The sequence below is a fragment of the Streptomyces aidingensis genome (assembly GCF_900112355.1).
Classification (GTDB): domain Bacteria; phylum Actinomycetota; class Actinomycetes; order Streptomycetales; family Streptomycetaceae; genus Streptomyces; species Streptomyces aidingensis.
In genome coordinates this window covers 168,543-195,385 of the sequence record NZ_FOLM01000003.1, presented here as the reverse complement: position 1 = coordinate 195,385, position 26,843 = coordinate 168,543, and the positions used below count along the sequence as shown (strand labels likewise).

Here is a 26,843-nt window from a genome sequence, read left to right as displayed (position 1 = left end):
CTCACCCCGTCCGTCCCGCTCACCCGGCCCGTCCCGCTCGCCCCCCGTCCCGCCGCACCGGAGTGCCACCACCCATGCGACTGCACGATCTGCTCGCCGCCGACGGTCTCGGTCTGCGGCTGCTGCACGGTGACAGGGAGGCGCTGGACCGCCCGGTGCGCGGGGTGATGACCACCGATCTGCGCGATCCCAGCCGCTATCTCTCCGGCGGCGAACTCGTGCTGACCGGCCTGGCCTGGCGCCGCTCCCCGGCCGACTCCGAGCCCTTTGTCCGCGTCCTGGCCCGGGCGGGGGTGGCGGGCCTGGCCGCGGGTGAGGCGGAGCTGGGCGCGGTGCCGCCCGATCTGGCGGCGGCCTGCGCCCGCAGCGGGCTGCCGCTGTTCGCGGTGGACGAGGCGGTGAGCTTCGCGGCGATCACCGAGTATGTGGTGCGCCGGGTCTCCCGGGAACGGTCCGGTGATCTGGCGGCCATCGTGGAGCGGCACCGGCGGCTGGTGGCGGCCGGACCGGCGGGCGGCGGCCCGCGGGCGGTGCTGGAACTCCTCGGCACCGATCTCGATCTGCGGGCCTGGCTGCTGGCGCCGTCCGGCCGGGTGGTCGCCGCCTCGGGGCCGGAGCCGCTGCCGCGCGGCGCGGCGGCCGAACTGCTGGCGCGGCATCTCGCCACGGCCCGCTCCGGACGCCCGGGACCCCACCGGGTGCGCGTCCCGGCGGACGGCCCGGACGGCACCGTGTACGCGCTGCTGCCGGTGCGCGGCGAAACGGGCGACGTGCGACAACGCCCGGCGCTGTCCGACTGGCTGCTGGCGGTGGCCTCCGACCCGGCCGGCTGGCCCGCCCAGCGGCTCACGCTGCTGACCGGGGTGGCCGGCCTGATCGCCGCCGAGCGGCTGCGCGCCGAGGCGGACCGGACGGTGGGGCGGCGGCTGGCGCAGGAGGTGCTGGAACTGGTGGCGGCGGGCGCGGCGGCGGCCGAGGTGGCGGCCCGGCTGCGGGTGCTGGCGCCGTCCCGGCCGTCGGCCTGGCAGGTGGTGTGCGCCCGGCTGGAGTGGCCGGACGCACCGTCCGGGACGGCCGCCGGGGCCCGGTCGCTGCTGGAGGAGCTGCTGCCGGAAGGGGCGGCGGTGGGGCACGGCGCCGGGGAGGCGGTGGCGCTGGTGCCGCTGGCCGGGGGCGCGCCGCCGGTGCGGGCCGGCGCCCTGCTGGAGCCGGTGCGCGCCGCGCTGGAGGCGGGGCTGGCGCCGGACGGACGGCTGACCGTGGGGGTCTCGGCGGCGGTGGGCCCGGCCGAGGGACTGCGGGGCGCGCTGGAGGAGGCCCGGCACGCCCGGCGGCTGGCGGCGGCCCGCGGCGAGCGGGTGGCCGGGGCGGGGGACGAGGAACTCGCCTCCCATGTACTGCTGCTGCCGTTCGTTCCGGAGGAGGTGCGGCGGGTGTTCACCGCCCGGCTGCTGGACCCGCTGCGCGACTACGACCGCCGCCACCGGGCCGAACTGATGCCCACCCTGGAGGCGTTCCTGGCCTGCGACGGCTCCTGGACCCGCTGCGCCGGGCGGCTGCACGTCCATGTGAACACCCTGCGCTACCGGATCGGCCGCATCGAGGAGCTCACCGCCCGCGACCTGACCCGCCTGGAGGACCGCGTCGACTTCTTCCTCGCCCTGCGCCTGACCTGAACGCCGCCCCGCCCGGCGAGGGCGCCGCCCACCGCGGGCCGCGCGGGACTCAGCCGTGGACGGCACGGGCCAGGGGGTCACGGCCGGCGGCCCGGAGGCGGGCGGACCCGGCCAGCAGGGCGACCAGCGTGCCGGCCACCGCCCACAGCGCCAGCACCAGCAGCGGGCCGCCCATGGCCCGGCCGTCGAAGTAGGCGACGGACCGCACCGACCAGACGCCGGCGCCCGGAATCAGCGCCGGGCCGATGTCCTGCCAGAACGGCGGCAGCAGCGGCCCCGGAGCGAGGCCGCCCGCGCTCGGACCGCCCAGCACCGCCACCAGCAGGGCGGCCAGTCCCAGGCCCGCCGTGCCGAACAGCCCGTGGAGCGCCAGGGTCGCCGCCCCGGTGGCGAACACCACCAGCGCGCCCAGCGCGGACAGGGCCGGCAGACCGCCCGGCACCGCCCCCAGCAGCGGCCCGGCGAGCAGCGCGCCGCCGGTCCCGCCGGCCACCGCGTACGCCGCCAGCGCCAGCAGCCGGGGCCCGGCCCGCCGCGGACCGGCGGGCCGGCCGCCGGCCCCGGCCGCCAGCGCCGCGGCACCCAGACAGCCGCCCACGCACCACCCCGCCACCAGGCAGAACGGTGCCGGCCCACGGCTGTCCCCGCCCCGGGCCGGGACCACATCCGCCACCCGGAGCTCACGTCCGGCCGCCTCCGCGGCCCCGGTGACCGCCGCCCGGAGCGCCTCGGCGAGCACGGCGCCGCCGCCGGAGGCCAGCAGCAGGGTGTCCGTGGTGGCGGCCGGGTCCACGATCAGGGCGCCCGCGATCTCCCGGTTCTCGATCCGGGCGCGGGCCTCCCGCTGGTCCGCGGCCCGGTGCCCGGTGTCCAGCGGTGCGCCCGGCAGCGCGTCGAGCCGTTCCGCCGTCTGCGCTCTGATCTGCTCCGGCGCCACCACGGCGATCGGGATGTGCCGGGGCTCGGGGCGGTGGAGGGCCCCGGTCCAGGAGAGGATGAAGCCGAGCTGGAGCGCCAGCACACCGAGGATCAGCAGCGCCGCCCGCACCGGGACCGCCCCGGCCGGCTCCTCCGGCAGCACCGGGCCCCGGCCGGACCCCGTGGTGTGTCTCTCCCCGGTCTGCGTGAACATCTGTGCTGCCTTTCGCCGTGCGGGAGGTGAAGCGGGCCGGAGGGCTCCCCCTCCCGCATGGTGGCCGGGCCGCCGGGGCATGGCACCTCAGACGGGCTGTCCGGACGACGGGCGGCCGGCGGCAACCCGGCACGCGCACTTGTGAATACATTCACGCAGGGCTCTTGGCCGGGCCGTGCTGTTCATGCTGAGATGCATCGGCAGAAAGTGACCTTGGTTCCCATGGCTCGACGAGGCGCCTACAGGAGGGCACCGTGGCGGAGACCGCCATACCCCGTACCGTCCGTCCGCACGGACCGGGTGGTGCGGAAGGACCGGACGGCCACGACCCGCGGGCGGCCTCCGTATGGCGGCTGCGGGCCCGTGGCTGCTGGGACGAGGCGGCGGAACTGCTGGCACCGGCCGCGGGCCGGGATCACGGCGCGGCGCTGCTGCGCACCGAAGTGCTGGTCGAACGCTGCCTGTTCACCTCCGAGGGATGGGAACGGGCGGAGGAGGCGCTGCGTGCCGCGGAATCGCTGCCGCTGGACGACGAGGAACGGGGGGCCGCCGCCTGCGGGCGGGGCTATCTGGCGTACGCCGCGACCCGGCTGAAGGTGCGGGACCGCGCGGACGAGGCGCGGGCGGCGCTGGGGCGGGCGGCGGCACTGCTCGACCCGGCGGGCCCGTGGCGGGCCCGGCTGGACTTCCGGCGCGGCCTGATGGCCGAGCATGTGGGCGGCAGCCCGCAGGCCGCGGAGGCGGCCTACCGCCGGGCCCATGTGGCGGCGCTGGCCGGCGGCGATCTGCTGCTGGCCTCCTACACCTGGCGGCATCTGGGCGGGCTGGCGCTGCGCAACGGCGAACTGGCCGAGGCCCGGCACAGTTTCGCCGAGTCGCTGCGGCTGCGGGAGCAGACCGGGTTTCTGGTCGGACTGGCGCCGGCGCTGACCGCGCTGGCGGAGACGCTGCCCGAGCCGGAGGCGCAGCGGCTGCGCGAGGAGGCCGGCCGGCTCTTCCGCACCCTGGGCAACGTCCCGCACTGGCTCGCCCCCGCCCTGGCCGCGTAGGCCGCCGGCGGCCGGGCCGCCGCATCCCGCGGCTGCCGCGCGCCCTCCCGGCCGATACCCCGGGCGGCCCGGTCCCGCGGCCGGGGCCTGGCGGCCACGCCGCGAGAAGGGCGGCCGGTGCCATGGCCGCCGCGCCGGGCACGGCGGGGCGCGGTGGGGCGCGGTGCGCGGGTCCGCCGTCAGCGGATGTGTTCGCGGGTGAGGCGGGCGGCGGTGTCGGCGTCACCCGCGGCGAGGGCGTCGATCAGGGCGACATGCTCCAGCGCGTCGGCCAGCAGTTCGGCGGTGCCCGGGGGCCGGCGGCCGGGGACCGGACGCTGGGCGCGCCGGAACAGGTCGGTGGCGACGGTGACCAACTGCCGGTTGCCGCTGAGCTCCAGCAGCGCCCGGTGGAAGAGCAGATCCGCCTCCCCGTAGCGGACCCGGCAGCCGTAGCCCGCGGCCTCGGCCGCGTCCTGGGCCAGCAGCCGCAGCTCGGCGATGCCGTCCTCCGGGACCGCGCCGGCCAGCCGCCCCACCGCCGGGACCTCCAGCGCGGCCCGTACCTCGGCGAGTTCGGCCAGGTCACGGGCGCTGATGCCGGCCACCCGGAAGCCCCGGTTGGGGACCGCCTCGACCGCCCCCTCGCTGGCGAGCTGCTGCATGGCCTCGCGCACCGGGGTCGGTGAGACGCCGTAGCGCTCGGCCAGCACCGGGGCCGAGTAGACCTCGCCCGGCTTCAGCTCGCCGGAGGCGAGCGCGCCCCGCAGCGCCTCAAGGATCTGGGCCCGGACGGAGTGCCGGGCGGGGAGGGAGCGGACGGGCCCGGCGGCGGGCTCCGGCGCGGCCGGAGTGGCGGCCGGGGGGACTGCGGTGGCGGCGGTGGCCAGCGGGGTCAGCCGGGACGGCGCGGTGGCCGGGGGTGTCCGCACCGGGAACCGTATGGCCGCGTCCATATGGGTGTGTTCCATCCGTCCGTTCCTGTCCCCTCCTGCCCCTCTCGTCGCCGCCCCAGAGCACCATAGGGCCTGCCGCCGCGAGATCAAACCCCCCGATAGCCGGACCCGGAGGGGAGGTAAGGTAAGGCTTGCCTGCTAACGATCAAGGATCGGTGGCCCGATGACCACGCCTGCCCCCGCCCCGCCCGCCGCCTTGCCCGCCGGCCCGCCCGCGGACTCCCCGCTGACCGCCGCGTACGACACGGCCGGCGCGCTGGTGCCGGGCCTGCGGATCGCCGAGCGCGCCCCGCGCCACGGCGACGGCTGGCTGCGGGCGGACGAACTGGCCTCGGGCGGCGCGGCGCTGGAGGGATTCCTGGCCCGGGAGCAGGAGCGCGCCCACCGTGACTACGGCGCCCCGGCCCGCCCCGATGTGGCGGCCGGTTTCGCCCTGCACCGCTACGCCTGGCCGGCCGCCTCGCTGTTCACCGTGCCCTGGTTCCTGCTGCGCCGGGTGCCCCGGATCACCGTCGCCGATCTCTCCGTCCACCCGGAACGGGGCCGGGTGACGGTCCGCCCCGGGCTCGCCTTCCACTGCCTGCCCGGGGACCCGGCGGGCGCGTTGCCGAAGGCCCTGCCGGTGTCCGGCGAGGAGGCCCTGCGGGATGCCGTGCGGGACGCCGCGGCCGGCCTGCTGGAGCCGCTGCTGGAGGCGTTCCGTCCGTATCTGCGGCGCGGCCGGCGCGCGCTGTGGGGCCTGGCCACCGATGAACTGGCGGGCAGCCTGTGGTACTTCGGGCAGCTTCTGGGCCGGGAACGGGAGGCGGTGGCCGCGGCCGGCCGGCTGCTGCCGGGCGTCACCGCGCCGTATACGGGCCGGGCCGGTTTCCGTGAACTCACCGGCTCCGACGGGGTGTCACACGGCGTCACCCGGGACCGGGTGACCTGCTGTCTCTTCTACACGCTCCGGCCGGCCGAGACCTGTTCGACCTGCCCGCGCACCTGCGACAGCCAACGGATCGATCAACTTAACCGCATCCGTTAGGAGTTTCGCGACAAAGTCTTCTACTATCCCCTGCACACCACTCGTTCGCGGGACATTCGCCCGAATCACCAGGATGACGCAAGCCGTTCGGCGAAGATGCTCCGCAGATCCACAGACCACGGCCGAAAGACCACAAACAGTTACGGACAGTTACGGCGCTGGCCGGACAGGGGACATCCCGAGATGACGCTGACGGACATAGAGTTCAACTGGGTGCTGGCCGCCGCCGTGCTGCTGGGCGGTGCACTCGTGGCCGTGGCCTTGCTGGCCCGCGGCCGGAAGGCGAAGACCGATGACGAGGGCGAGGACTCCTGGGAGCGGATGGAGGAGAGACGCCGCCGCAAGGAACGGGTCTATGCCACCGCCGCCTACGCCCTCCTCTTCTGCTGTGCGGGCGTGGCCGCCGCCCTGTCCTTCCGCGGCCTGGTGGGCTTCGGCCGCGAGAACCTCGGCCTGACCGGCGGCTGGGAGTACCTGGTGCCGTTCGGTCTGGACGGCGCCGCCATGTTCTGCGCCGTGATGGCGGTGCGCGAGGCCAGCCAGGGCGACGCCTCGCTCGCCTCCCGGACGCTGGTGTGGGTCTTCGCCGGTGCCGCCGCCTGGTTCAACTGGGTGCATGCGCCGCGCGGTGTCGGCCACGCCGGTGCGCCGCAGTTCTTCGCGGGCATGTCGCTGGCCGCGGCCGTGCTGTTCGACCGGGCGCTGAAGCAGACCCGCCGCGCCGCCCTGCGGGAGCAGGGCCTGGTGCCCAGGCCGCTGCCGCAGATACGGTTCGTGCGCTGGCTGCGCGCCCCGCGTGAGACCTACAACGCCTGGTCGCTGATGCTGCTGGAGAACGTCCGCACCCTGGACGAGGCGGTGGACGAGGTCCGCGAGGAGAAGCGCAAGAAGGAAGACGCCAAGTCGCGGGAGCGGGAGAAGCGCCAGCTCGAACGGGCCCGGATCGCGGCGCTGCGCCGGCAGAACCGGCTGTTCGGGCGCGGACGGCAGCAGCGGATGGAGCTGGCGGGCGGCGCGCAGCCGGCCGGCGGCGGCGAGCCGGCCGCGCTGGAATCGGGGCTGGGCGCGGCGGCCCGGGCGGCCGTGGAGCGGCAGCGGGCCGCGACGGCGGACACCTCCTTCGGCTCCGGCCCCTCCCCGGCCGGCGGCTACAGCCAGGCACCGCGGCTGGACTCGCTGGAGGAGAAGCTGGCCCGCATAGAGCGGCAGTTCGGCTGAGACCGGCCGGCAGCGGCCGGCCAGGGGCATCGGGCGGCGGCCCGGCGCCACCCCGGACGGGGGTGGGGCGCCGGGCCGCCGCCCTGTCCGCTCCGGCTCAGCCGCCGGACGGACGCAGCACGCCCTCCAGGGTGAGCAGCCGGCGCTTGCGCTCGGTGCCGCCGGCATAGCCGGTCAGGGCCCCGCCGGTGCCGATCACCCGGTGGCAGGGGCGGACCACGGTGAGCGGATTGCGGCCGACCGCCCCGCCCACCGCCCGCGCGGCGCGGGCCGGCAGCCCGGCCATGACGGCCAGTCGGGCATAGCTGACCGTGCTGCCGTAGGGGATGGTGTCCAGCGCGGCCCAGACGCGCCGCTGGAAATCGGTGCCGGTGGCGGCGGACGGCAGGCCGAACTCCTTGAGCTCGCCCGCGAAATAGGCGTCCAGCCGGCCGGCGGCCGTGCGGAAGGCGGCGGCGTCGCGGCGCCAGTCGGGGCGGACGTGAGGGGCGTAGCGCTGGCCGGTGAACCAGACGCCCGCCAGCACACCGGGCTCGGGGCCGGCCAGCAGCAGCTCGCCGAGCGGGCTGGGGTGCGTGGTGTACCGCAGCGGGGTGGTCATGGGCGGGGCTCCTTCGTCATGGGGTCCGTCATGGGGTCCGTCATGGGGTGAGTCACGGGGTTCGTCACCGGGTTCGGTGCGCGGTTCGGTGCGGGGGCCGGGGGCGCGTTCCACAGGTGGTGCACGGCGTAGCTGCGCCAGGGACGCCACGCCGCATCGGAGGCGCCCGACGCGGCCACGGCCAGCAGGCCGTGGCGGACCCCGGCGTCACCGGACAGGAAGACGTCCGGGTCGCCCAGGGCGCGCATCCGGATGTAGCCGGCGGTCCAGGGACCGATGCCGCGCAGGTTCAGCAGCGCCCGCTCGGTCTCGTCCCGGCACACGCCGGGTTCCAGCACCACACCGCCCTCGGCCAGCGCGCCGCACAGGGTGCGCACGGCGGCCCGCCGGGCGGCCGGCATGGGCAGCTCCGCCAGGGCGGCTTCGGCCAGTTCCCCGGGCTCCGGGAAGAGCTGTGTCAGGCCGCCGTCGCGCACCGGCAGCGCGGTGCCGTGCGCCGCCACCAGCAGGCCCCCGAGGGTGCGGGCGGCGGAGACGGTGACCTGCTGGCCGAGCACGGCCCGCACGGCCAGTTCCCCGGGCTCGGCGGCACCGGGCGAGCGCAGACCGGGGCGGCGGGCGGCGAGCGGGCCGACCAGCGGATCGGCGGCCAGGCGTTCGGCGACCGCGCCGGGATCGGCGTCGAGATCGAACAGGCGCCGGGTGCGCTGCACCGCGGTGGTCAGATCACGCAGGTCGGAGAGGGTGAGCCGGCAGTCCAGCCAGGTGCCGCCGGGCGGAGTGCGCTCCTCCACCTCGGTCACGCCCCAGCCGTAGGGCAGCCGCAGGGTGCGGCGGTAGGTGCGGGCGCCCGGCTCGCCGGTGACCTCCTCGATCCCGGCGATGGCCCGCCGGGCCAGGAAGTCGAAGATCTCCCGCGCCGCATAGGGCCCCCGGTAGGCCAGCCGCAGCGCCACCCGCCCCTGCGTGCTGGTGCCGTCCGCACCGCGGGCGGCGCGGACGGGGGTCCGGGAGGCGTGTTCCCGGCGCAGCTCACGGGGGGTGCGGGCGTAGATCTCGCGCATGGTGTCGTTGAACTGGCGGACGCTGGAGAAGCCGGCCGCGAAGGCGATCTCGGTGATCGGCAGCTGTGTGGTCTGGAGCAGCAGCCGGGCGGTGTGCGCCCGCTGGGCGCGGGCCAGCGCGGAGGCGCCCGCGCCCAGCTCGGCGGTGAGCTGCCGCTGCACCTGCCGGGCGCTGTAGCCCAGCCGCCGCGCCAGCCCGGCGACGCCCTCCCGGTCCACCACCCCGTCGGCGATCATCCGCATGGCCCGGCCCACCGCGTCGGCGCGGACGTTCCACTCCGCCGAGCCGGGCACCGCGTCCGGGCGGCACCGCCGGCAGGCCCGGAAGCCGGCCGCCTGGGCCGCCGCCGCCGAGGACTGGAAGCGCACATTCTCCCGTTTCGGGGTGCGCGCCGGGCAGCTCGGGCGGCAGTAGATGCCGGTGGACAGGACGCAGGTGAAAAATACCCCGTCGAAGCGCCCGTCCCGGCTGCGCACCGCCTCGTACCTGGTGTTGTCGTCCATCACCCGGTCGAGTCTGGCAGCTTCCCGGCCATCGGACCGGCGGGAATCGGACACCGCGGCGGCCGGGGCGGCACGCGGCCCGGCCGCCGCCCCGGGGAAGCGGGGCGGCGGCCGGGCGGGCGGCGGCTCAGGCGGCGGCTCAGGCGGCGGCTCGGGCGGCGACCGCGACCTTGCGGCGGGCGGGCTCCAGGGCCAGCTCCAGCACCTGGCGGACGTCCGTGACCGGGTGCACCTGCAGCGTCTGGAGCACCTCCCGCGGGACGTCGTCCAGATCCGGCTCGTTGCGCTTGGGGATGATCACGGTGGTGATCCCCGCCCGGTGCGCGGCCAGCAGTTTCTGCTTCACCCCGCCGATCGGCAGCACCCGGCCGGTCAGCGAGACCTCACCGGTCATCGCCACCTCCGGCCGCACCTGGCGCCCGCTGAGCAGGGAGGCCAGCGCGGTGATCATGGTGATGCCGGCGCTCGGCCCGTCCTTGGGCACCGCGCCCGCCGGGACGTGCAGATGGATGCCGCGCTCCTTGAGGTCGCCGACCGGCAGCTCCAGCTCGGCGCCGCGCGAGCGCAGATAGGACAGGGCGATCTGGCCGGACTCCTTCATCACCTCGCCGAGCTGGCCGGTCAGGGTCAGCCCGGCGGCGCCGGTCTCCGGATCGGCCAGCGACGCCTCGACGAACAGCACGTCCCCGCCGGTGCCGGTGACGGCCAGACCGGTGGACACCCCGGGCACGGCGGTGCGCCGCTCGGCCGGGTCCTGGGCCGCCTCGGGCACGAACCGGGGCCGGCCCAGCAGGTCGCGGAGGCTTTCCTCGGTGACGGTGTACGGCAGCGGCTGCTCGCCCAGCTCGCTGCGGGCGGCGACCTTGCGCAGCACCCGGGCGATGGCCCGTTCCAGGGAGCGCACCCCGGCCTCCCGGGTGTACTCGGCGGCCAGCTTGCGCAGCGCCGCCTCGGCCATCCGCACCTCGGGCCCGCCGGCGCCGTCCGCGTCCGTGCCCTCGCCGGACGGGCCGGCCAGCCCGGCCCGGCGCAGCTGGCGGGGCAGCAGGTGGTCGCGGGCGATGGCGACCTTCTCGTCCTCGGTGTAGCCGTCCAGCCGGACCAGCTCCATCCGGTCCAGCAGCGGCTGCGGGATGGTCTCCATGGCGTTGGCGGTGGCCAGGAAGACCACATCGCTGAGGTCCAGCTCCACCTCCAGATAGTGGTCCCGGAAGGTGTGGTTCTGGGCCGGGTCCAGCACCTCCAGCAGGGCCGCCGCCGGATCGCCGCGGAAGTCGCTGCCGACCTTGTCGATCTCGTCCAGCAGAATGACCGGGTTCATGGAACCGGCCTCCTTGACGGCCCGGACGATGCGGCCGGGCAGGGCGCCGACATAGGTGCGCCGGTGGCCCCGGATCTCGGCCTCGTCGCGCACGCCGCCGAGCGCCACCCGGACGAACTTCCGGCCCATGGCCCGGGCCACGGACTGCCCGAGACTGGTCTTGCCGACGCCCGGCGGGCCGACCAGGGCCAGTACCGCGCCGCCGTCGCGCCGGGTGCCGTTCCCCTCGTCCGCGGCCGGGGCGCGTTCGGCGCGCCGCTTGCGCACCGCCAGATATTCGGCGATCCGGTCCTTGACGTCCTCCAGACCGGCGTGGTCGGCGTCCAGCACGGCCTTGGCGGCGGCGATGTCGTAGGCGTCCTCGGTGACGGTGTTCCAGGGGAGTTCCAGGACGGTGTCCAGCCAGGTCCTGATCCAGCCGCTCTCCGGGGACTGCTCGGAGGACCGCTCCAGCTTGCCGGCCTCCTTGAGCGCGGCCTCGCGGACCTTCTCCGGCAGGGCGGCGGCCTCCACCCGGGCCCGGTAGTCCTCGCCGTCGTCGGACGGGTCGCCGTTCAGCTCGGCCAGTTCCTTGCGGACGGCTTCGAGCTGGCGGCGCAGCAGGAACTCGCGCTGCTGCTTCTCCACGCCGTCCTGGACGTCCTTGGCGATCGTCTCGGCGACATCCTGCTCGGCGAGATGCTCCTTGAGCTGGTCGGTGGCCAGCCGCAGCCGCTCGGCCGGGTCGGTGGTCTCCAGCAGCTTCACCCGCTGGGCCAGGGAGAGGAACGGCGAGTAGCCGGCGTTGTCGGCGAGCAGGCCGAGGTCCTCGATCTGCTGCACGCGGTCGACGACCTGCCAGGCGCCGCGCTTGCGCAGCCAGTCGGTGGCCAGGGCCTTGTACTCCTTGGCCAGCTCGGCCAGGGCGCCGGGCAGCGGGTCGGGGACGGTTTCCTCGGCCACCGTGCCGCGCACCCACAGGGCGGCGCCCGGCCCGGTGGTGCCGGCGCCGATGCGGACCCGGCGCAGGCCGCGGACCAGGGCGCCGGGGTCCCCGCCGGCCAGCCGTCCGACCTGCTCGACGCGGGCCAGCACGCCGATGCCGGGGTAGCTGCCGTCCACTCTCGGGACCAGCAGGACCTCGGGCTTGCGGCCCGGTCCGGCGGCGGCCTGCGCCGCTTCCACGGCGGCGCGGACCTCACGGTCGGACAGCTCCAGGGAGACCACCATGCCGGGCAGCACCACTTCGCCGTCGAGCGGCAGCACCGGTAGGGTGAGCGTGGCGTGCGAAACAGTCATGACCACTCCATCCGCAGCTAACTTGAGTCTGCGATGCTCAATGCACGGCGGGCGGAAGATGTTCCCCGCCCGCCCGGCTGTTCGCCCAGAGCGATCAGCCGGCTCCGCCGCGGAAGGACCGGCGGAGCCGGGCCTCAGCGGCGGCGGCCCCGGTGCCCGGGCCCGTACTTCTGGTCCATGACCTGCCGCATCGCGGTGTGCCGGAGCTTCTGCCCGGCGCGCTGTCCGGCGCGCAGCCGCGCATCGGCACGGGCCGCCAGCCGGGCGTTCTCCCGCAGCAGCTTGCGGTAGCTCTCCAGCCGCCGTTCGCCGAGCCTGCCGTCGGCCACCGCGGCCAGGACCGCGCAGTCCGGCTCGGTGCGGTGCGCGCAGTCGGTGAAGCGGCAGCCGGCGGCCAGTTCCTCGATGTCGGCGAAGGCCCGGTGCACACCCTCACCCGCGTCCCACAGGCCCACCCCGCGCAGCCCCGGGGTGTCGATCAGCACCCCGCCGCCGGGCAGCGGCAGCAGATCGCGGGTGGTGGTGGTGTGCCGGCCGCGGCCGTCCGTGCCGCGCACCTCCCGGACCCGCTGCGCCTCCTCCCCGGTGCGGCCGGTGAGCGCGTTGACCAGGGTGGACTTGCCGGCCCCCGAGACCCCGACCAGCACCGAGGTGACCCCGGCCAGCGCGGCGGCCAGTTCCGGCAGGCCCTCCGAGGTGAAGGCGCTGACCGTGAACACCTCCGCGCCCGGGGCCAGCGACCGGGCCTCGGCATGCAGGTGCGGGGCGTCCGGCGCCAGGTCGGCCTTGGTCAGCACCACGGCCGGCCGGGCGCCGCCCGCCCAGGCCAGGGAGACGAAGCGCTCCAGGCGGCCGGGGACCAGGTCCTCGGCCAGCGAGACGGCGACCAGCGCCAGGTCGATGTTGGCGGCCAGCACCTGGCCGTGCGAGGAGGTGCCGGAACCGGAGCGGAGGAAGGCGGTGCGGCGCGGCAGCAGCGTCCGCACCGACCAGCCGGCGTCCCGGTCCAGGACGGCCCAGTCGCCGGTGCAGGGAATCCGGGTGGGGTCGCCGGCGTCCTCGGCGCGCCATCCGGCGTGCACCGGGCCGTGTGCGGTGACCACCTCGCAGCGGGCGCGGTGCACCCGCACGATCCGGCCGGGCACCACGCCCTGGCCGGCATAGGGGGCGAAGGCGTCGTCGGCGTACTCGTCCCAGCCGTAGGGCCGGAGCGGATGGGAGTCGCGGGCGTGCTCGGTCACTGGGGTGAACCCTTCGATGAGGGCGGCCCCGGCGGACCGGCACGCGGGCGCCGGCGCCCGGCAGGACGCGGAACGCCGCGCGGCAGGCTCAGCCGCGGGCCACGGAGGTCGGAAGAAGCGGGGTGCGCGGGGCGCGCGGGGCACGGGCGCGGTCACCGGCGACCGGCGCGGGGACGGCGCACGCGGGGCGGACGACGGTCATGACCCCCCACCTCCTTCCGTTCTCGCTTCATTCACCTTCCGTGGTCCCGCAGGACCGGGCAGGAGCCTAGGCGCCCGCTTCCCGCCGGGGCAATCCGTTTTCCCGCGCCGCCCGCGTGCCATCCCCGCTTTCGGGGCGAAGCAGGACGTAGCACCCTATAAGTAGCGACCGGGAGGTGAGCATGATGAACGCTGTCGTCGGATGGCACATCGAGCTGGAATTCAACGAGATCGGGTCGGAGACCCGCGCCGCGGCGCTGCTCCGGCTGCCGGACGGCCGGGAACTGCGGGCGCACGGACACGCGGACCGGCATCCGGACGACCCGGACCAGCCCCGGGTGGGCGAGGAGATAGCCGCGGCCAGGCTTCTCAACGACCTGGCACACCAGCTTCTGCACAAGGCCGAGGGCGAGATAGAGGAGGTCACGCACACGCCGGCACACGTCCGGGTGTGACGGACCCGGAATACGGGTGCGGGCGGGGCGCCGGCCGTCTCCCGGCCGCGCCCCGCCCGGCGTCATACGCGCGCTCCGCGTGCGGGGCGTGGTGAGGCGCCGGCCGGTCAGAGCTCGGCGCGGATACGGGCCAGCATCTGCCGCGTCTCGGTGGCCGGCGCGGACTTGACCACCACCTGGTTCATGATGTGCCGGTGGCGCTCCACCTCGGCCGCCTTGTCGAGGTAGTGGCCGCCCATGGCGTGCTCCAGGAAGACCACGTCCGGCAGTTCGCCGCCGGGCAGCCGGAGCACGGTCAGCGACCCGCTCAGCGCCGGATGCCCGCCCGCGGCGAACGGCATCACCTGCACGGTCACATTCGGCCGCCGGGACATCTCGATGAGATGCGCGAGCTGGGCGCGCATCACCTGCCGCCCGCCCATCGCGCGGCGCAGCGCGGCCTCGTCGATCACCGTCCACAGCCGGGGCGGGGCGCCGCCCTCCAGCACCGCCTGGCGCTGCATGCGCAGCTCCAGGCGCCGTTCGGTGCGGCCCTGGTGACCGCCGTCCGGGCCGAGCCGGAGCACCGCGCGGGCGTAGTCCTCGGTCTGCAGCAGGCCGGGCACGAACTGGAGCTGGTAGCTGCGGATCACCTCGGCCGCCTGCTCCAGGCCCAGATACTGATGCAGATGACGCGGCACCACATCGTGGTAGGCGTGCCACCAGCCGGGCCGGTTGGCCTGGGCGGCGAGCGCCACCAGGGTGTCGCGGTCGGCCGCCTCGGTGACGCCGTAGAGGGTCAGCAGATCCTCCACGTCCCGGAGCTTGAACCCGGTGCGGCCCATCTCCAGGCGGCTGATCTTGGAGTGCGAGGCACGGATCACCTCGCCGGCCTCCTCGCAGGTGACCCCGCAGGTCTCCCGGAGGCGGCGCAACTGGGCGCCCAGCACCATGCGGGGCACGGTCGGGCCCGGCGCGCGGGACGGCATGCCCAGCGGCGTGGCCGCCGGCCCGGGCGCCGGTGTGATGCGTACCGCCTGCGGTGTGCTCATGCCGTGCGCCCCGCTCCGCCGCGGGCAGGCGCATTCCCCGGCGGGAACGGGCCCGGCTCCGGCTCATGGGTGCTGCCCACCGTGGGCAGCCCCGCGCCGAGGTCCGGGAACTGCCGGATGCCCGCCCGGGCCGGGAAGTGCCGGTACGCGGGGGCGTCGTCGGCAATCGCCGGGAAGGCACCGCTGAACCGGCCGCCCACCAACCGGTCGGTCTCGAAGTTGTCCTTGCCGCCGAGCCAGTAGTTCCATATCCGCGCGGAGTGCGGAACGGTGCCGCCGGTATCCGGCAGCGGCTTCGCGTCGGCCGTCGGCGCGTCTTCGGTCACGGGCGTTTCTCCTGGGGTGAGTCCGGCAGGTGGGGCGCTGCGGGCTGAATACCGCTCACTCCTCGCGGCCGGCCCGGCCCGCTGTCGCGCGTCTCACCGACAAGACGGTCGCTGTAGGGGGCAGTTGACAGCGGCATGGGCGGCAGTGTGCCCAGCCTACCTTCCGTCCCAGGCAGCGGCCAGATTACGACCGGATGTCACGTCGTGGACCGCTCCTTCCGATTGCTCCCGCGCCGGGACCCCGGGCCGTTCCCGCGGCGCTCCCGCCGGCGCCTGCCGGCCTCGCCGCGCCGCCGCTTGCGGGCGGCGCGCAACTGGGCGCGCACCTCGCCCGGCCGCAGCGTACCGGCCAGCTTCCGCGCCACCCGCACCACGTCCTGGGTGAAGTCCGAGACCGCGACGCCGGATTTCTCCGCCCGGCTGCGGCGCTGCTCCACCGCCCGCAGCATGGCCTTGGCCGCGGCCTCCCGGGCCCGGTCGTTCTCGGCACGGGCGGCGGCGATGGTGGCGGTCGGCCAGACCCGGTCCACGGCGGCGTTCAGCGCGGCGCCCACCAGCACGGCGAAGGCGGACACACCCAGCCAGAGCAGAATGGCCACCGGCACCGCCAGCGAGCCGTAGACGCTCTGCCCCTCCACCGTGGTCCGCAGATAGACCCGCAGCCCGTAGGCGCAGGCCACCCAGATCGCCAGGGCCACCAGGGCGCCCGGGACGTCCTCCCGCCAGGGCGAGCGGACCGGTACGGAGACGTGGTAGAGGGTGGTCAGGAAGCCCACACAGATCAGCAGCACCAGCGGCCAGTACAGGACCCGCAGCGGGTCCTGGAGGAACGGCAGCACCCGCACCGCCAGTTCCGGGCCCACCACCAGGGCCGGCACCACCAGCGCCCCGGCCAGCAGGGCCACCACGTAGAGGCAGAAGGCCAGCAGCCGGGTGACCGCGGGATTGCGGTAGCCCTCCAGCCCGTACATCACGGTGATGGTGCCGATGAAGACATTGACCGCCCGGGAGCCGGACCACAGCGCCAGCAGAAAGCCGAAGGACATCACATCGGGGCGGGGGCCCTGGGTCAGGTCGTCGATCAGCGGGCGCACCACCTCCTGCACGCCCCGGTCGGAGAGCAGGGCGTCGGAGGCGCCGAGGATCTCCCGGCGGAGGGAGTCCAGGATGTCGGTGCCGGCCACCGCGTCCAGGCTGCTGACCAGGCCCACCAGGCCGAGCAGCAGCGGCGGCAGGGAGAGCAGGGTGAAGAAGGCGGCCTCGGCGGCCATCCCGACGACCCGGTGCTCGGCGCAGGACAGCGCGGTGTCCTTGGTGAGCAGCCACACCAGCCGGCGCTTGGGGAGATCGCGGTACAGGGCCCGGCCGGAGGAGCCGTCGCCGGCCGCCGCGGACGGGGCCGGGTCCGGGGCCGGGTCCGGGGCCGCGTCCGGGGCGGTGTCCGGTCTGTTGTCCCCCGTGCGCTCCGGGGATGGCTCATGGGCGTGCACCCGCATAACGTATCGACATGTCTCTCCCCCCGGTCCGCTCCGCCGCGACGCAGCAGGTCACCAATCAGCCCCCGCCCCTGACCGACTACAACGCCTTCACCACCGACGCCGCCCTGCGCGAGGGCGTGGCCCACTGGCTGGGGACCGGGCCGGAGAACGGCGGGGCTGGGCACGGGGCCGCCGAGGTGCTGTCCGGGCTCACCGAGCTGGGCCGGGCGGCCGGCTCCGCCGAGGCCCAGGAATGGGGGCGGCTGGCCAACGCGCATCCGCCGGTGCTGCGCACCCACGACCGCTACGGTCACCGCATCGACGAGGCGGAGTTCCACCCGGCCTGGCACCGGCTGCTGGACCGGGCGGTCTCGGCCGGGCTGACCGACGCCGGGTCCGGACCGCACGGGCAGGTGCGGCGCACCGCCGGATTCTTCCTGTGGTCCCAGGCCGAGGCCGGGCACGGCTGCCCGGTGTCCATGACGCACGCCGCGGTGCCGGCGCTGCGCGCCGAGCCGGAGCTGGCCGCCCGCTACCGGCCGCTGCTGGCCTCCCGCAGCTACTCCCCCGGGCTGGACCGGCCGGCCGGTGCCAAGCCGGGCATTCTGGCCGGGATGGGCATGACCGAGAAGCAGGGCGGATCGGACGTGCGGGCCAACACCACCCGCGCCGAGCCGCTGGCCGAGCCCGGCGGCTACGCCCTCACCGGCCACAAGTGGTTCTGCTCGGCCCCGATGTGCGACCTCTTCCTGGTGCTGGCCCAGGCCCCGGACGGCCTGACCTGCTTCCTGGTCCCCCGCGTCCTGGACGACGGCAGCCGCAACCCCTTCCGCATCCAGCGGCTCAAGGACAAGCTGGGCAACCGGTCCAACGCCTCCGCCGAGATCGAGTTCGACGGCACCACCTGGGCCCGCCGGGTCGGGCCGGAGGGGCGCGGGGTGGCCACCATCATCGAGATGGTGGCCGCCACCCGGCTGGACTGCGTCACCGGCTCGGCGGCCGTGATGCGCCAGGCCCTGGCCCAGGCCGTCCACCACTGCACCCACCGCCGGGCCTTCGGCGCCCCGCTGGACCGGCAGCCGCTGATGCGCAATGTGCTGGCCGATCTGGCCGTGGAGTCGGAGGCCGCGACCGCGCTGATGCTGCGGCTGGCCGCCGCCTGGGACGGCGCGGCGGCCGGGCGGGCCCAGGACCGCCATCTGCTCCGCCTGGCGCTGCCGGCCGCCAAGTACTGGGTCACCAAGCGCTGCACTCCGCTGGTGGCCGAGGCGCTGGAGTGCCTGGGCGGCAACGGCTATGTCGAGGACTCCGGCATGCCGCGGCTGCTGCGCGAGTCGCCGCTCAACTCGATCTGGGAGGGCTCGGGCAATGTCCAGGCCCTGGACCTGCTGCGGGCGCTGCGCAACGAGCCGCCGGCGCTGAACGCCTACCTCACCGAGGTCGGGCAGGCGGCCGGCGCCGACCACCGGCTGGACGCGGCCATCAAGGACCTGCTCGCCCTGCTCTCCGACCTGGACGGCATCGAGAGCCGGGCCCGGCTGCTCGCCGAACGCTTCGCGCTGGTGCTGCAAGGGGCCCTGCTGGTCCAGCACGCCCCGGCGGCCGTCGCGGACGCCTTCTGCGCCTCCCGGCTGGGCGGCGAGTGGGGCACCGCCTTCGGCACCCTGCCGGCCGGCGCCGACCTGGCCGCCCTGGTGGACCGCGCGCGTCCGGCCGCCGGCTGACCGAGGGGCCGGACGGGCGGCCCGGCCCCGGAGCCCGGCGGGTCTCTACCGGTGAGCGAGCCGCGCCCGGCTCCGCTCGTCGCCCCGGACCGAGCCCGGATCGACATAGGGGCGCAGCAGCGAGGTGAGCACGGCGTCACCGCGCCCGTTGAGCTCGTCGGAGGCGATCTTCCTGGCCACTCCGGCCAGGAAGTCCGCCGGCTGCACCCGGGGATCGTCCAGCGAGTTCACCAGCACCAGGCTGCCCACTCCGGCGGTCCCGCACAGCCGGGCCACCCGCTGCTCGGTGAGCACGCTCTGCCGGTCGTGGATCAGCGCGACGGGCCGGCCGGGCGCGGCCACCACCTCCCACCCCACCACCACTTGTTCCCGGGACGGCCGGCGGCGCGCGACGCCTAGCCGGTCAGGGCCGCTGGAGACCCGGGGTGGGCGGGCGGGGCGGGGAGCGGGAGCGGGTGGGTGGGGCCGAGCCGGGTGAGGTGCCGGAGGGCGGCGGTCACGGCGGCCGGGGAGGCCGGGAGGAGGGGGAGGCGGACGTCGGGGGTGGGGATGCGGCCCTGGGCGTGCAGGACCCCCTTGACCACGGCCGGGTTGGGCTCGCGGAACAGCGCCGCGGAGAGCCGGGCCAGCGCGTGCCCCAGCGGGCGGGCCCGGGCCGGGTCGCCGCGGCGCCAGGCGGCGGCCAGTTCCGCGAACCGGCCGGTGGCCAGGTGCGCGGAGGACAGGATGCCGCCCGTCGCGCCGAGCGCCAGCAGCGGGGAGAGCAGGACGTCGTCCCCGGCGAGCAACGCGAAGCCGGGCGGCAGCTCGCCGAGGAAGGCGACCGTCTGTTCGTCGATCCGGCCCGGGGCCAGCTTGATGCCGGCGATGCCGGGCAGGGTGGCCAGTTCACGCAGCGCGGGGGCATCGAGCGGCTGCCCGGTGCGGTAGGGGATGTGGTAGACGACCAGCGGCAGCGGGCTGCCGGCGGCCAGGCGGGCGAAGTGGGCGAGCACCCCGGCGGCGGAGGGGCGGGTGAAGTGCGGCACCGGTACCAGGGCCGCGGTGGCCTGCGGCGCCTGAGCGGCGAGTGCCGCCAGGGCGCGTTCGGTGGCCCGGGTGTCGTTGCCGCCGGTGCCGACGGTCAGCGGGACGTCTCGCTCGTGGCAGACCCGGGCGCAGACCTCCGTGACCGCCGCCCGCTCGGCCGGGTCGAGAGTGGCGGCCTCGGCGGTGGTGCCCAGCGCGACGATTCCGGTGGCGCCCGCGTCCAGCACGGAGTGGGCCAGCTCCTCCAGGGCGTCCGTGGCGAGCTCGCCCCCGGCGGTGAAGGGCGTGACCAGCGGGACGTGGACGCCGTGCAGGGCGGCGGTCCGCCGGGACGGGGACGGCAGTACGGGCCTGACCGCGCTGCCGGGAGGGGCGTTGGGCGGTGGTGTCGTCGGTGTCATGGGACGAGGGTGGGGGCGGGGAATCATTCAGGTCCAGTTCGCTTTTCCGGCGGTATGCGTAAGCTGAGCCGATGCTTGATGTCCGGCGTCTGCGCCTGCTGCGGGAGCTGTCGCTGCGCGGCACCATAGCCGCCGTCGCCCAGGCCCTGGCGTTCACGCCGTCCGCGGTCTCCCAGCAGCTCTCCGTCCTGGAACGGGAGGCGGGTGTTCCGCTGCTGGAGCGCACCGGCCGCCGGGTGGTGCTCACCCCGGCGGGCCGGAATCTGGTGCGCCATGCCGAGGCCGTGCTGGAACGCCTGGAGCGGGCGGCGGCCGAACTGGCCGACAGCCGCCGCGGCCTGGCCGGTCCGCTGCGGATCGGGACATTCCCGAGCGCGACCCGGCCGGTCGTGCTTCCGGCGCTGGCCGGGCTGGCGGAACGTCACCCAGGGCTCGAACCGATGGTGCGCGAGATCGTTCCGGCCGAGGTGGGCGGGGCGCTGCGCACGGGGGAACTGGATGTGGCGCTGGTCCATGAGTACGACTTCGTTCCGGTGCCGGAGGAACCGGGGCTGGCGGCGCAGCCGCTGTACGAGGAGCCGATGTTCCTGGCGGAGGACGAGACGGCAGCACCGGTGACGGAGGCGGAGGCCGGGCGGCTGGGGGCGCTGCTGGGGCGGCGGCGGGAGGCGCCCTGGATCACCTCCGCCCCCGGAACGCTCTGCCACACCATGACCGTGCGCGCCTGCCAGGCGGCCGGGTTCACCCCGCGGGTCCGGCATCAGGTGGACGACTTCGCCGCCGTGCTGGATCTGGTCGCGGCCGGCCAGGGCGTCGCCCTGGTGCCGCTGCTCGGCGCGGCGGGCGGCGCGGCGGCGGGACCGCCGTCGTCGGTGACGCTGACCGGGCTGCCGCTGCGGCGCCGGACGCTGCTCGCCCACCGCGGTGGCGCGGCCCGGCATCCCGCGGTCTCCGCGGCCGTCGCCGCGTTCCGCGCGGCCGTGCCGGAGGCCACGGCCGGCGGCTGAGGCCCGTGGCGGGGGCGCGGCAGCACCGTTCCGGGCCGACAGGTGACAGGTGACAGGCACGGTCAGACCGCGTACAGGCCGTGGGCCTCGAAGCGGGCCCGGGCCGCCGCCACCTGCTCCGGCGCCGGAGAGGGGGTGCCGGCCAGCACGAAGCGCTTGCCCAGGGCCTCCCACTTGGCGGCGCCCAGCTTGTGGAAGGGCAGCACGTCCACCCGGGAGACGTTGCCGAGGGAGGCGGCGAAGGCGGCGACGCCCTCGATATTGTCCGGGGCGTCGGTCAGGCCCGGGACCAGCACGAAGCGGACCCAGACCTCGTTGCCCAGATCGGCCAGCCGGCGGGCGAAGGCCAGGGTGGGGGCGAGTTCCCGGCCGGTGACCCGGCGATAGGTGTCCCGGTCCCAGGACTTGATGTCCAGCAGCACCAGATCGGTGTCGGCGAGCAGCGAGTCGGGGGCCCGGGCACCCACGAAACCGGAGGTGTCCAGGGCGGTGTGCAGGCCGAGTCCGTGCTTGAAACGGGAGAGCAGTTCCCCGGCGAACAGCGGCTGGAGCAGCGGCTCGCCGCCGCTGAGGGTGGCGCCGCCGCCGGCCGCCCGGATGAAGGTGCGGTACTTGGCGGCCTCGGCCACCACCTGGTCCGCCCCCGTCCGGGTGCCCCGGCGCAGCGACCAGGTGTCGGGGTTGTGGCAGTACAGGCAGGACAGCGGGCAGCCGGCCAGAAAGGCCACGAAGCGGGTACCGGGTCCGTCCACTCCGGTCGAGAGGTCCCAGGAATGGACGGACCCGGTGACCGGGCGGCGGGAGGCCGCCCCCGCCGCGGTGGCGGCGGGGTGCGGCCCGGCCGGGCGGGCGCCGGGCCGGGGGTGTGCGGGGCGGCGCGCCCGGTCCGGGGGGCGGACGGGCCCGGTGGTGGGTGGCATCACGGTCCTTTCGTTCCGTTCCGGTCCGGTCCCGTGCCGGTGAGCCGTGGGCCGGCCCGGTCCGTGTGCCGGCCGGCCGTCACAGCCGGCCGTGGAAGGTGCGGTTGATCACGTCCAGCTGCTGTTCCCTGGTGAGCCGGACGAAGTTGACCGCGTAGCCGCTGACCCGGATGGTCAGCTGCGGGTGGTTCTCGGGGTGTGCCATGGCGTCCCGCAGCATGGCCTCGTCCAGGACGTTGACGTTCATGTGGAAGCCGTTGCTCTCGGCGTAGCCGTCCAGCACCCCGGTGAGGTTGCCGATCCGTTCCTCCTCGGTACGTCCGAGGGCGTCCGGGGTGATGGTGTTGGTCAGCGAGATGCCGTCCTCCGCGTCGTCGTAGGAGATCCTGGCCACGGACAGCGAGGAGGCGATGTAGCCGTGCCGGTCGCGGCCGTTCACCGGGTTGGCACCGGGGGCGAACGGGGTGCCCGCCCGCCGCCCGTCCGGGGTGTTGCCGGTCTTCTTGCCGTAGACGATGTTGGAGGTGATGGTGAGCACCGACTGGGTGTGCACCGCGTTCCGGTAGGCGGGGTGCCTGCGCAGCTTGGCCATGAAGCCGTGGACCAGCTGCTCGGCCAGGGTGTCCGCCCGCTGGTCGTTGTTGCCGAAGGCCGGGTACTCGCCCTGCACCTCGTAGTCCACGGCCAGTCCGGTGGCGTCCCGGATGACCTTGACCCGGGCGTGCCTGATGGCCGAGAGGGAGTCCACCGCCACCGACAGACCGGCGATGCCGCAGGCCATGGTGCGCAGGACCTCCCGGTCGTGCAGCGCCATCTCGATGCGCTCGTAGGCGTACTTGTCGTGCATGTAGTGAATGACGTTGAGCGCGTGCACATAGGTCTTGGCCAGCCATTCCAGCATGGCGTCGTAGGCCGCCGCGACCTGCTGGTAGTCCAGGTACTCCCCGGTCAGCGGCTGGAAGCCGGGCACCACCAGCTCGCCGGTGTTCTCGTCCCGCCCGCCGTTGACGGCGTAGAGCAGGGCCTTGGCGACATTGACCCGGGCGCCGAAGAACTGCATCTGCCTGCCCATGGCCATGGCCGAGACGCAGCAGGCGATGGCGGTGTCGTCGCCGTACTTGGGCCGCATCAGCTCGTCGGACTCGAACTGCAGGGCGCTGGTGTCGATGGCCACCTTGGCGGCGAAGGACTTGAAGCCCTCCGGCAGCCGCGGGGACCAGAACACGGTGAGGTTGGGCTCGGGGGCCGGCCCCAGGTTGTACAGGGTCCGCAGCGCCCGGAAGGCGGTGCGGGTGACCAGCGGGCGGCCGTCCTCGCCGATGCCGGCCAGGGACCAGGTGACCCAGGTGGGGTCGCCGGAGTAGAGCTCGTTGTACTCCGGGGTGCGCAGGAAACGCACGATCCGCAGCTTGATCACGAAGTCGTCGATCAGTTCCTGGGCCCCGGTCTCGGTGAGCAGGCCGCGGTCCAGGTCCCGCTGGAGGTAGATGTCCAGGAAGGCGTCGATGCGGCCGATGGACATGGCCGCGCCGTTCTGCTCCTTCACCGCCGCCAGATAGCCGAAGTACAGCCACTGCACGGCCTCGCGGGCGGTGACGGCCGGGCCGGCGATGTCGTATCCGTAGCCGGCCGCCATCTCCCTGAGCTCGCGCAGCGCCCGGATCTGCTCGGCGGTCTCCTCGCGGTCCCGGATCACCTCGTCGGTGGCCCACTGGCTGTTGAGGTGTTCCTTGTCCTGCTGCTTGTCGGCGATCAGCCGGTCCACGCCGTAGAGCGCGACCCGGCGGTAGTCGCCGATGATCCGGCCGCGGCCGTAGGCGTCGGGCAGGCCGGTGATCAGCCCGGCCGAGCGGCAGGCCCGGATTTCGGGGGTGTAGGCGTCGAAGACCCCGTCGTTGTGGGTCTTGCGGTACTTGGTGTAGATCTCCTTGATCCGCTCGTCCGGCCGGTAGTGGTACGCCCGGAGCGCGGCCTCCACCATCCGCCAGCCGCCGCCCGGCATGATGGCCCGCTTCAGCGGCACATCGGTCTGCAGGCCGACGATCAGCTCCTTCTCCTTGTCGATGTAGCCGGGCGGGAAGGCGGTGATGGCGGAGGGGGTGGACACGTCCACGTCGTAGACGCCGTACTGGCGCTCCTCGGGGAAGAGGGCGGACAGCCGCCGCCACACCGCCTCGGTGCGCTCGGTGGGGCCGGTCAGGAAGGAGGCGTCACCGGTGTAGGGGGTGTAGTTCTGCTGGATGAAGTCGCGGACGTCGATGGCGTCCCGCCACAGTCCGCCCCGGAAGCGGTCCCAGGCTCCGCGGTCGCGGGCCACCTCGGTGGGCTGTGTGGTCATGGCTGAGGTCTCCTGTTGCCGCCGCCGGCTTGTGGCCGGTCGGCTCGGTGTGCGGTCGGCTCGGTGTGCGGTCGGCTCCGGCTGTGGCCGGCCGCCGGGGTCATCCGCCGGCGCCGGCGGCGCTGCCGGCGTGTCCGTAGTAGGCGTGGCGCATCAGCCGCTCCATGTCGGCGAGCACCGGCATCCGGGGGTTGGCGGGTGCGCACTGGTCGGAGTAGGCGTTGCGGGCCTGCTGCGGCAGGGCGTCGAGGAACTCCTGCTCGTCGATGCCGGCGGCCCGGAAGGAGCCGGGGATGCCGCAGCGGGCGCGCAGGTCCTCCACGGCGCGGGCGTAGGATTCCACGCCCTCCTCGGGGGTGGCGGCGGGCAGCCCGAGCATGGCCGCGATCTGCTGGTAACGCTCGTGCGCCCGGTAGGTCTCGTACTTCGGCCAGCCGGTGAGCTTGCGCGGGATGCGGCCGTTGTACCGGATCACATGCGGCAGCAGCAGCGCGTTGGTGCGGCCGTGCGCCACGTGGAAGGTGTTGCCCAGGGTGTGGGCCATGGCGTGCACCAGCCCGAGGAAGGCGTTGGCGAAGGCCATGCCGGCCACCGTGGAGGCGTTGTGCATCTTCTCCCGCGCCACCGGGTCCTCGCCGCCGTGGGTGACGCAGCGCTCCAGGTTCCCGAAGATCAGCTTGATGGCCTGGAGGCAGAGGCCGTCGGTGTAGTCGTTGGCGTAGACCGAGACATACGCCTCGGTGGCGTGGGTGAGGGCGTCGAAGCCGGAGTCCGCGGTGACCACCGGAGGCAGGGTCATGGCCAGCACCGGGTCGACGATGGCCACGTCCGGGGTCAGCGCGTAGTCCGCCAGCGGGTACTTCTTGGCCGCCTCCGGGTCGGAGATGACCGCGAAGGGGGTGACCTCGGCGCCGGTCCCGGAGGTGGTGGGAACGGCGACCAGCCTGGCTTTCTCGCCCAGCGGGGGGAACGTGAAGGCCCGCTTGCGGATGTCGAAGAACTTCTCCTTGGTGTCCGCGAAGGCCACCTCGGGGTGCTCGTACATCAGCCACATCACCTTGGCGGCGTCGATCGGGGAGCCGCCGCCGAGGGCCACGATGGTGTCCGGGCCGAACTCCCGCATCCTCGCCGCGCCGCGTTCGACGGTGGCCAGTTCCGGGTTGGGCTCGACGTCGTCGATGATCTGGAGATGCACGGGCTCCGGGCGGGACCGCAGGATGTCCTTGACCTTGTCCAGCACGCCGAGGCGGTCCATGGTCCGGTCGGTCACGATGGTGACCCTGTGCAGCCCGGCCATGGTGCCCAGGTACTTCAGGGAGTTGCGCTCGAAGTAGATCCGGGGCGGGACCTTGAACCACTGCATGTTGGTGTTGCGCCGTCCGATCCGCTTGATGTTGAGCAGGTTGACCGCGGTGACGTTGTCGGAGACGGAGTTGCGGCCGTAGGAGCCGCAGCCCAGGGTCATGGACGGCAGGAAGGCGTTGTAGACGTCCCCCACCCCGCCCAGCGAGCTGGGCGCGTTGGCGATGATCCGGACCGCCTTGACGCGCTTGCCGAACTCCTCGGCCAGCTCCTCGTCCTCGGTGTGGATGACCGCGCTGTGGCCGAGGCCGTCGAACTCCACCATCTGCTCGGCCAGCCGGATGCCGTGGTCGGTGTCCCGGGCCCGCAGCACGGCCAGCACCGGGGAGAGCTTCTCCCGGGTGAGCGGCTCGGCCGGTCCGGCCTCGGCGCACTCGGCGAGCAGCACGGTGGTGTCCTCGGGGACGGAGAAGCCGGCCTGTTCGGCGATCCACTGCGCGGAGCGGCCCACGATGTCCGGGTTGAGCTTCGCCCCGGCGCAGTTGGTGCCGCCGGCGGTCACGCCGAACAGCAGCTTCTCCAGCTTGGCCTTCTCCCGGGCGTTGACCACATGGCAGTAGAGCCTGCGGAACTCCCGCATGCTCTCCCCGTAGACCTCCCGGTCCAGGATCACGGCCTGTTCGGAGGCGCAGATCATGCCGTTGTCGAAGGACTTGGAGAGCACGATGTCGTTGACCGCGCGGGCCGGACTGGCGGACTTGTGGAGATAGGCCGGGACGTTGCCGGCGCCCACCCCCAGCGCGGGTTTGCCGCAGGAGTAGGCGGCCTTGACCATGGCGTTGCCGCCGGTGGCCAGGATGACGGCGACGCCGTCGTGGTGCATCAGGTGGCCGGTGGCCTCCAGGGAGGGGTGCTCGATCCACTGCACGCAGTGGGCGGGGGCGCCGGCGGCGATGGCGGCGTCGCGGACGATGCGGGCGGCTTCGGCGCTGCACCGCTGGGCGGAGGGGTGGAAGGCGAAAATCACGGGGTTGCGGGTCTTGAGCGCGATCAGCGCCTTGAAGACGGTCGTGGAGGTCGGGTTGGTGACCGGGGTGAGGGCCGCCACCACGCCGACCGGCTCGGCGATCTCGGTGATGCCGTTCAGCTCGTCCCGGGCGACGATGCCCACCGTCTTGAGCCCGGCCATGGAGTGGGTGACGTGTTCGCAGGCGAAGATGTTCTTCACCGCCTTGTCCTCGAACACGCCGCGCCCGGTCTCCGCCACGGCCAGCCGGGCCAGTTCGTCGTGCTGGGCAAGTGCCGCCAGCGACGCCTTGGCCACGATGTGATCCACCTGCTCCTGGGTGAAGGACTCGAAGTCGTGCAGGGCCTTCAGGGCGCCGGTGACCAGACCGTCCACGGTCCGGGCGGTCTCCTGGTCCTGCGCCGGCGCCGCCGGTCCGGCCGCGGGCTCGCCCGGCCGGACGGCCTTGGCGGCGGAGCCGGCAGGGGCCTGTGCCATCACGATCACCTCTGCTGTCGCGGGTGTGCGTCAGGTGAATGAACCTGTCGCATTCATTGCACGCCGTGGCCGGGGCCGGGC

The 26,843-nt window shown here is 74.8% G+C and carries 21 protein-coding genes; 7 read left to right on the top strand and 14 right to left on the bottom strand.

Going from position 1 to position 26,843, the window contains the following annotated elements:
* The first annotated feature begins 74 nt into the window (after positions 1-74).
* On the top strand, positions 75-1,676 hold the full coding sequence (locus BM242_RS08045; protein WP_093838000.1) for a PucR family transcriptional regulator: 1,602 nt from the start codon (positions 75-77) through the stop codon (positions 1,674-1,676).
* Positions 1,677-1,725: 49 nt separating this feature from the next.
* Here the strand turns inward: BM242_RS08045 and BM242_RS08040 are convergent, their stop codons facing one another.
* Positions 1,726-2,808, bottom strand: a complete 1,083-nt coding sequence (locus tag BM242_RS08040; protein ID WP_245833907.1) for a DUF3533 domain-containing protein — start codon at positions 2,806-2,808, stop codon at positions 1,726-1,728.
* Positions 2,809-3,062: 254 nt separating this feature from the next.
* Here BM242_RS08040 and BM242_RS08035 point away from each other — a divergent pair, with 254 nt between their 5' ends.
* A complete protein-coding gene (locus tag BM242_RS08035; RefSeq protein WP_425443820.1) occupies positions 3,063-3,857 on the top strand; it encodes a hypothetical protein in 795 nt (264 codons plus the stop codon).
* A gap of 179 nt (positions 3,858-4,036) precedes the next feature.
* Here the strand turns inward: BM242_RS08035 and BM242_RS08030 are convergent, their stop codons facing one another.
* Positions 4,037-4,807: a GntR family transcriptional regulator gene (locus tag BM242_RS08030; RefSeq protein ID WP_093837999.1), complete on the bottom strand. Its 771-nt coding sequence runs from the start codon at positions 4,805-4,807 to the stop codon at positions 4,037-4,039.
* A 148-nt stretch (positions 4,808-4,955) separates the two neighbouring features.
* Here BM242_RS08030 and BM242_RS08025 point away from each other — a divergent pair, with 148 nt between their 5' ends.
* Together BM242_RS08025 and BM242_RS08020 are read left to right on the top strand one after the other, a co-directional pair.
* Positions 4,956-5,819: a (2Fe-2S)-binding protein gene (locus BM242_RS08025; protein WP_093837998.1), complete on the top strand. Its 864-nt coding sequence runs from the start codon at positions 4,956-4,958 to the stop codon at positions 5,817-5,819.
* A gap of 183 nt (positions 5,820-6,002) precedes the next feature.
* The gene (locus BM242_RS08020) at positions 6,003-7,037 is read left to right on the top strand and encodes a DUF2637 domain-containing protein (RefSeq protein ID WP_093837997.1); all 1,035 of its coding nucleotides are present in this window, start codon (positions 6,003-6,005) and stop codon (positions 7,035-7,037) included.
* A 97-nt stretch (positions 7,038-7,134) separates the two neighbouring features.
* Here BM242_RS08020 and BM242_RS08015 read toward each other — a convergent pair whose 3' ends face one another.
* The 4 genes from BM242_RS08015 to rsgA form a co-directional block, all read right to left on the bottom strand.
* A complete protein-coding gene (locus BM242_RS08015; protein WP_093837996.1) occupies positions 7,135-7,638 on the bottom strand; it encodes a methylated-DNA--[protein]-cysteine S-methyltransferase in 504 nt (167 codons plus the stop codon).
* Positions 7,635-9,206 carry an AlkA N-terminal domain-containing protein gene (locus BM242_RS08010; protein WP_093837995.1) on the bottom strand — a complete coding sequence of 524 codons (1,572 nt, stop codon included), beginning with the start codon at positions 9,204-9,206 and terminating at the stop codon, positions 7,635-7,637. Before BM242_RS08010 ends, BM242_RS08015 begins: the two co-directional genes overlap by 4 nt.
* Positions 9,207-9,345: 139 nt before the next feature.
* A complete protein-coding gene (lon, locus tag BM242_RS08005; protein WP_093837994.1) occupies positions 9,346-11,805 on the bottom strand; it encodes an endopeptidase La in 2,460 nt (819 codons plus the stop codon).
* A gap of 134 nt (positions 11,806-11,939) precedes the next feature.
* On the bottom strand, positions 11,940-13,046 hold the full coding sequence (gene rsgA, locus BM242_RS08000; RefSeq protein WP_093837993.1) for a ribosome small subunit-dependent GTPase A: 1,107 nt from the start codon (positions 13,044-13,046) through the stop codon (positions 11,940-11,942).
* Between the two features lie 383 nt (positions 13,047-13,429).
* On the opposite strand from rsgA, the gene BM242_RS07995 reads away from it, so the two are divergent.
* Positions 13,430-13,702 carry a DUF1876 domain-containing protein gene (locus BM242_RS07995; protein WP_175541326.1) on the top strand — a complete coding sequence of 91 codons (273 nt, stop codon included), beginning with the start codon at positions 13,430-13,432 and terminating at the stop codon, positions 13,700-13,702.
* 107 nt (positions 13,703-13,809) lie between these two features.
* Here the strand turns inward: BM242_RS07995 and BM242_RS07990 are convergent, their stop codons facing one another.
* The 3 genes from BM242_RS07990 to BM242_RS07980 all read right to left on the bottom strand — a co-directional run bounded on the left by BM242_RS07990 (position 13,810) and on the right by BM242_RS07980 (position 16,549).
* The gene (locus BM242_RS07990; protein ID WP_093837992.1) at positions 13,810-14,733 is read right to left on the bottom strand and encodes a helix-turn-helix domain-containing protein; all 924 of its coding nucleotides are present in this window, start codon (positions 14,731-14,733) and stop codon (positions 13,810-13,812) included.
* The gene (locus BM242_RS07985; protein WP_093837991.1) at positions 14,730-15,059 is read right to left on the bottom strand and encodes an SAM-dependent methyltransferase; all 330 of its coding nucleotides are present in this window, start codon (positions 15,057-15,059) and stop codon (positions 14,730-14,732) included. Before BM242_RS07985 ends, BM242_RS07990 begins: the two co-directional genes overlap by 4 nt.
* Before the next feature lie 197 nt (positions 15,060-15,256).
* Positions 15,257-16,549, bottom strand: coding sequence for a YihY/virulence factor BrkB family protein (locus tag BM242_RS07980; RefSeq protein WP_425443819.1), 1,293 nt, complete (start codon positions 16,547-16,549; stop codon positions 15,257-15,259).
* A gap of 17 nt (positions 16,550-16,566) precedes the next feature.
* Between BM242_RS07980 and BM242_RS07975 the strand changes: the two genes are divergently transcribed.
* Positions 16,567-18,261, top strand: a complete 1,695-nt coding sequence (locus BM242_RS07975; RefSeq protein ID WP_093837989.1) for an acyl-CoA dehydrogenase family protein — start codon at positions 16,567-16,569, stop codon at positions 18,259-18,261.
* A 45-nt stretch (positions 18,262-18,306) separates the two neighbouring features.
* On the opposite strand, the gene BM242_RS07970 is transcribed toward BM242_RS07975, so the two are convergent.
* Positions 18,307-18,621, bottom strand: a complete 315-nt coding sequence (locus tag BM242_RS07970; protein ID WP_139238289.1) for a hypothetical protein — start codon at positions 18,619-18,621, stop codon at positions 18,307-18,309.
* 35 nt (positions 18,622-18,656) lie between these two features.
* A complete protein-coding gene (locus BM242_RS07965) occupies positions 18,657-19,691 on the bottom strand; it encodes a dihydrodipicolinate synthase family protein (RefSeq protein WP_093837987.1) in 1,035 nt (344 codons plus the stop codon).
* 71 nt (positions 19,692-19,762) lie between these two features.
* Here BM242_RS07965 and BM242_RS07960 point away from each other — a divergent pair, with 71 nt between their 5' ends.
* Positions 19,763-20,698 (top strand): LysR family transcriptional regulator, encoded by a 936-nt coding sequence (locus BM242_RS07960; RefSeq protein ID WP_093837986.1) that lies wholly within the window; start codon positions 19,763-19,765, stop codon positions 20,696-20,698.
* A 62-nt stretch (positions 20,699-20,760) separates the two neighbouring features.
* Here the strand turns inward: BM242_RS07960 and pflA are convergent, their stop codons facing one another.
* The 3 genes from pflA to adhE form a co-directional block, all read right to left on the bottom strand.
* Positions 20,761-21,618 carry a pyruvate formate-lyase-activating protein gene (pflA, locus tag BM242_RS07955; protein WP_093837985.1) on the bottom strand — a complete coding sequence of 286 codons (858 nt, stop codon included), beginning with the start codon at positions 21,616-21,618 and terminating at the stop codon, positions 20,761-20,763.
* 79 nt (positions 21,619-21,697) lie between these two features.
* A complete protein-coding gene (gene pflB, locus BM242_RS07950; RefSeq protein WP_093837984.1) occupies positions 21,698-23,956 on the bottom strand; it encodes a formate C-acetyltransferase in 2,259 nt (752 codons plus the stop codon).
* Between the two features lie 100 nt (positions 23,957-24,056).
* The gene (adhE, locus tag BM242_RS07945; RefSeq protein ID WP_093837983.1) at positions 24,057-26,762 is read right to left on the bottom strand and encodes a bifunctional acetaldehyde-CoA/alcohol dehydrogenase; all 2,706 of its coding nucleotides are present in this window, start codon (positions 26,760-26,762) and stop codon (positions 24,057-24,059) included.
* Between the last annotated feature and the right edge of the window lie 81 nt (positions 26,763-26,843).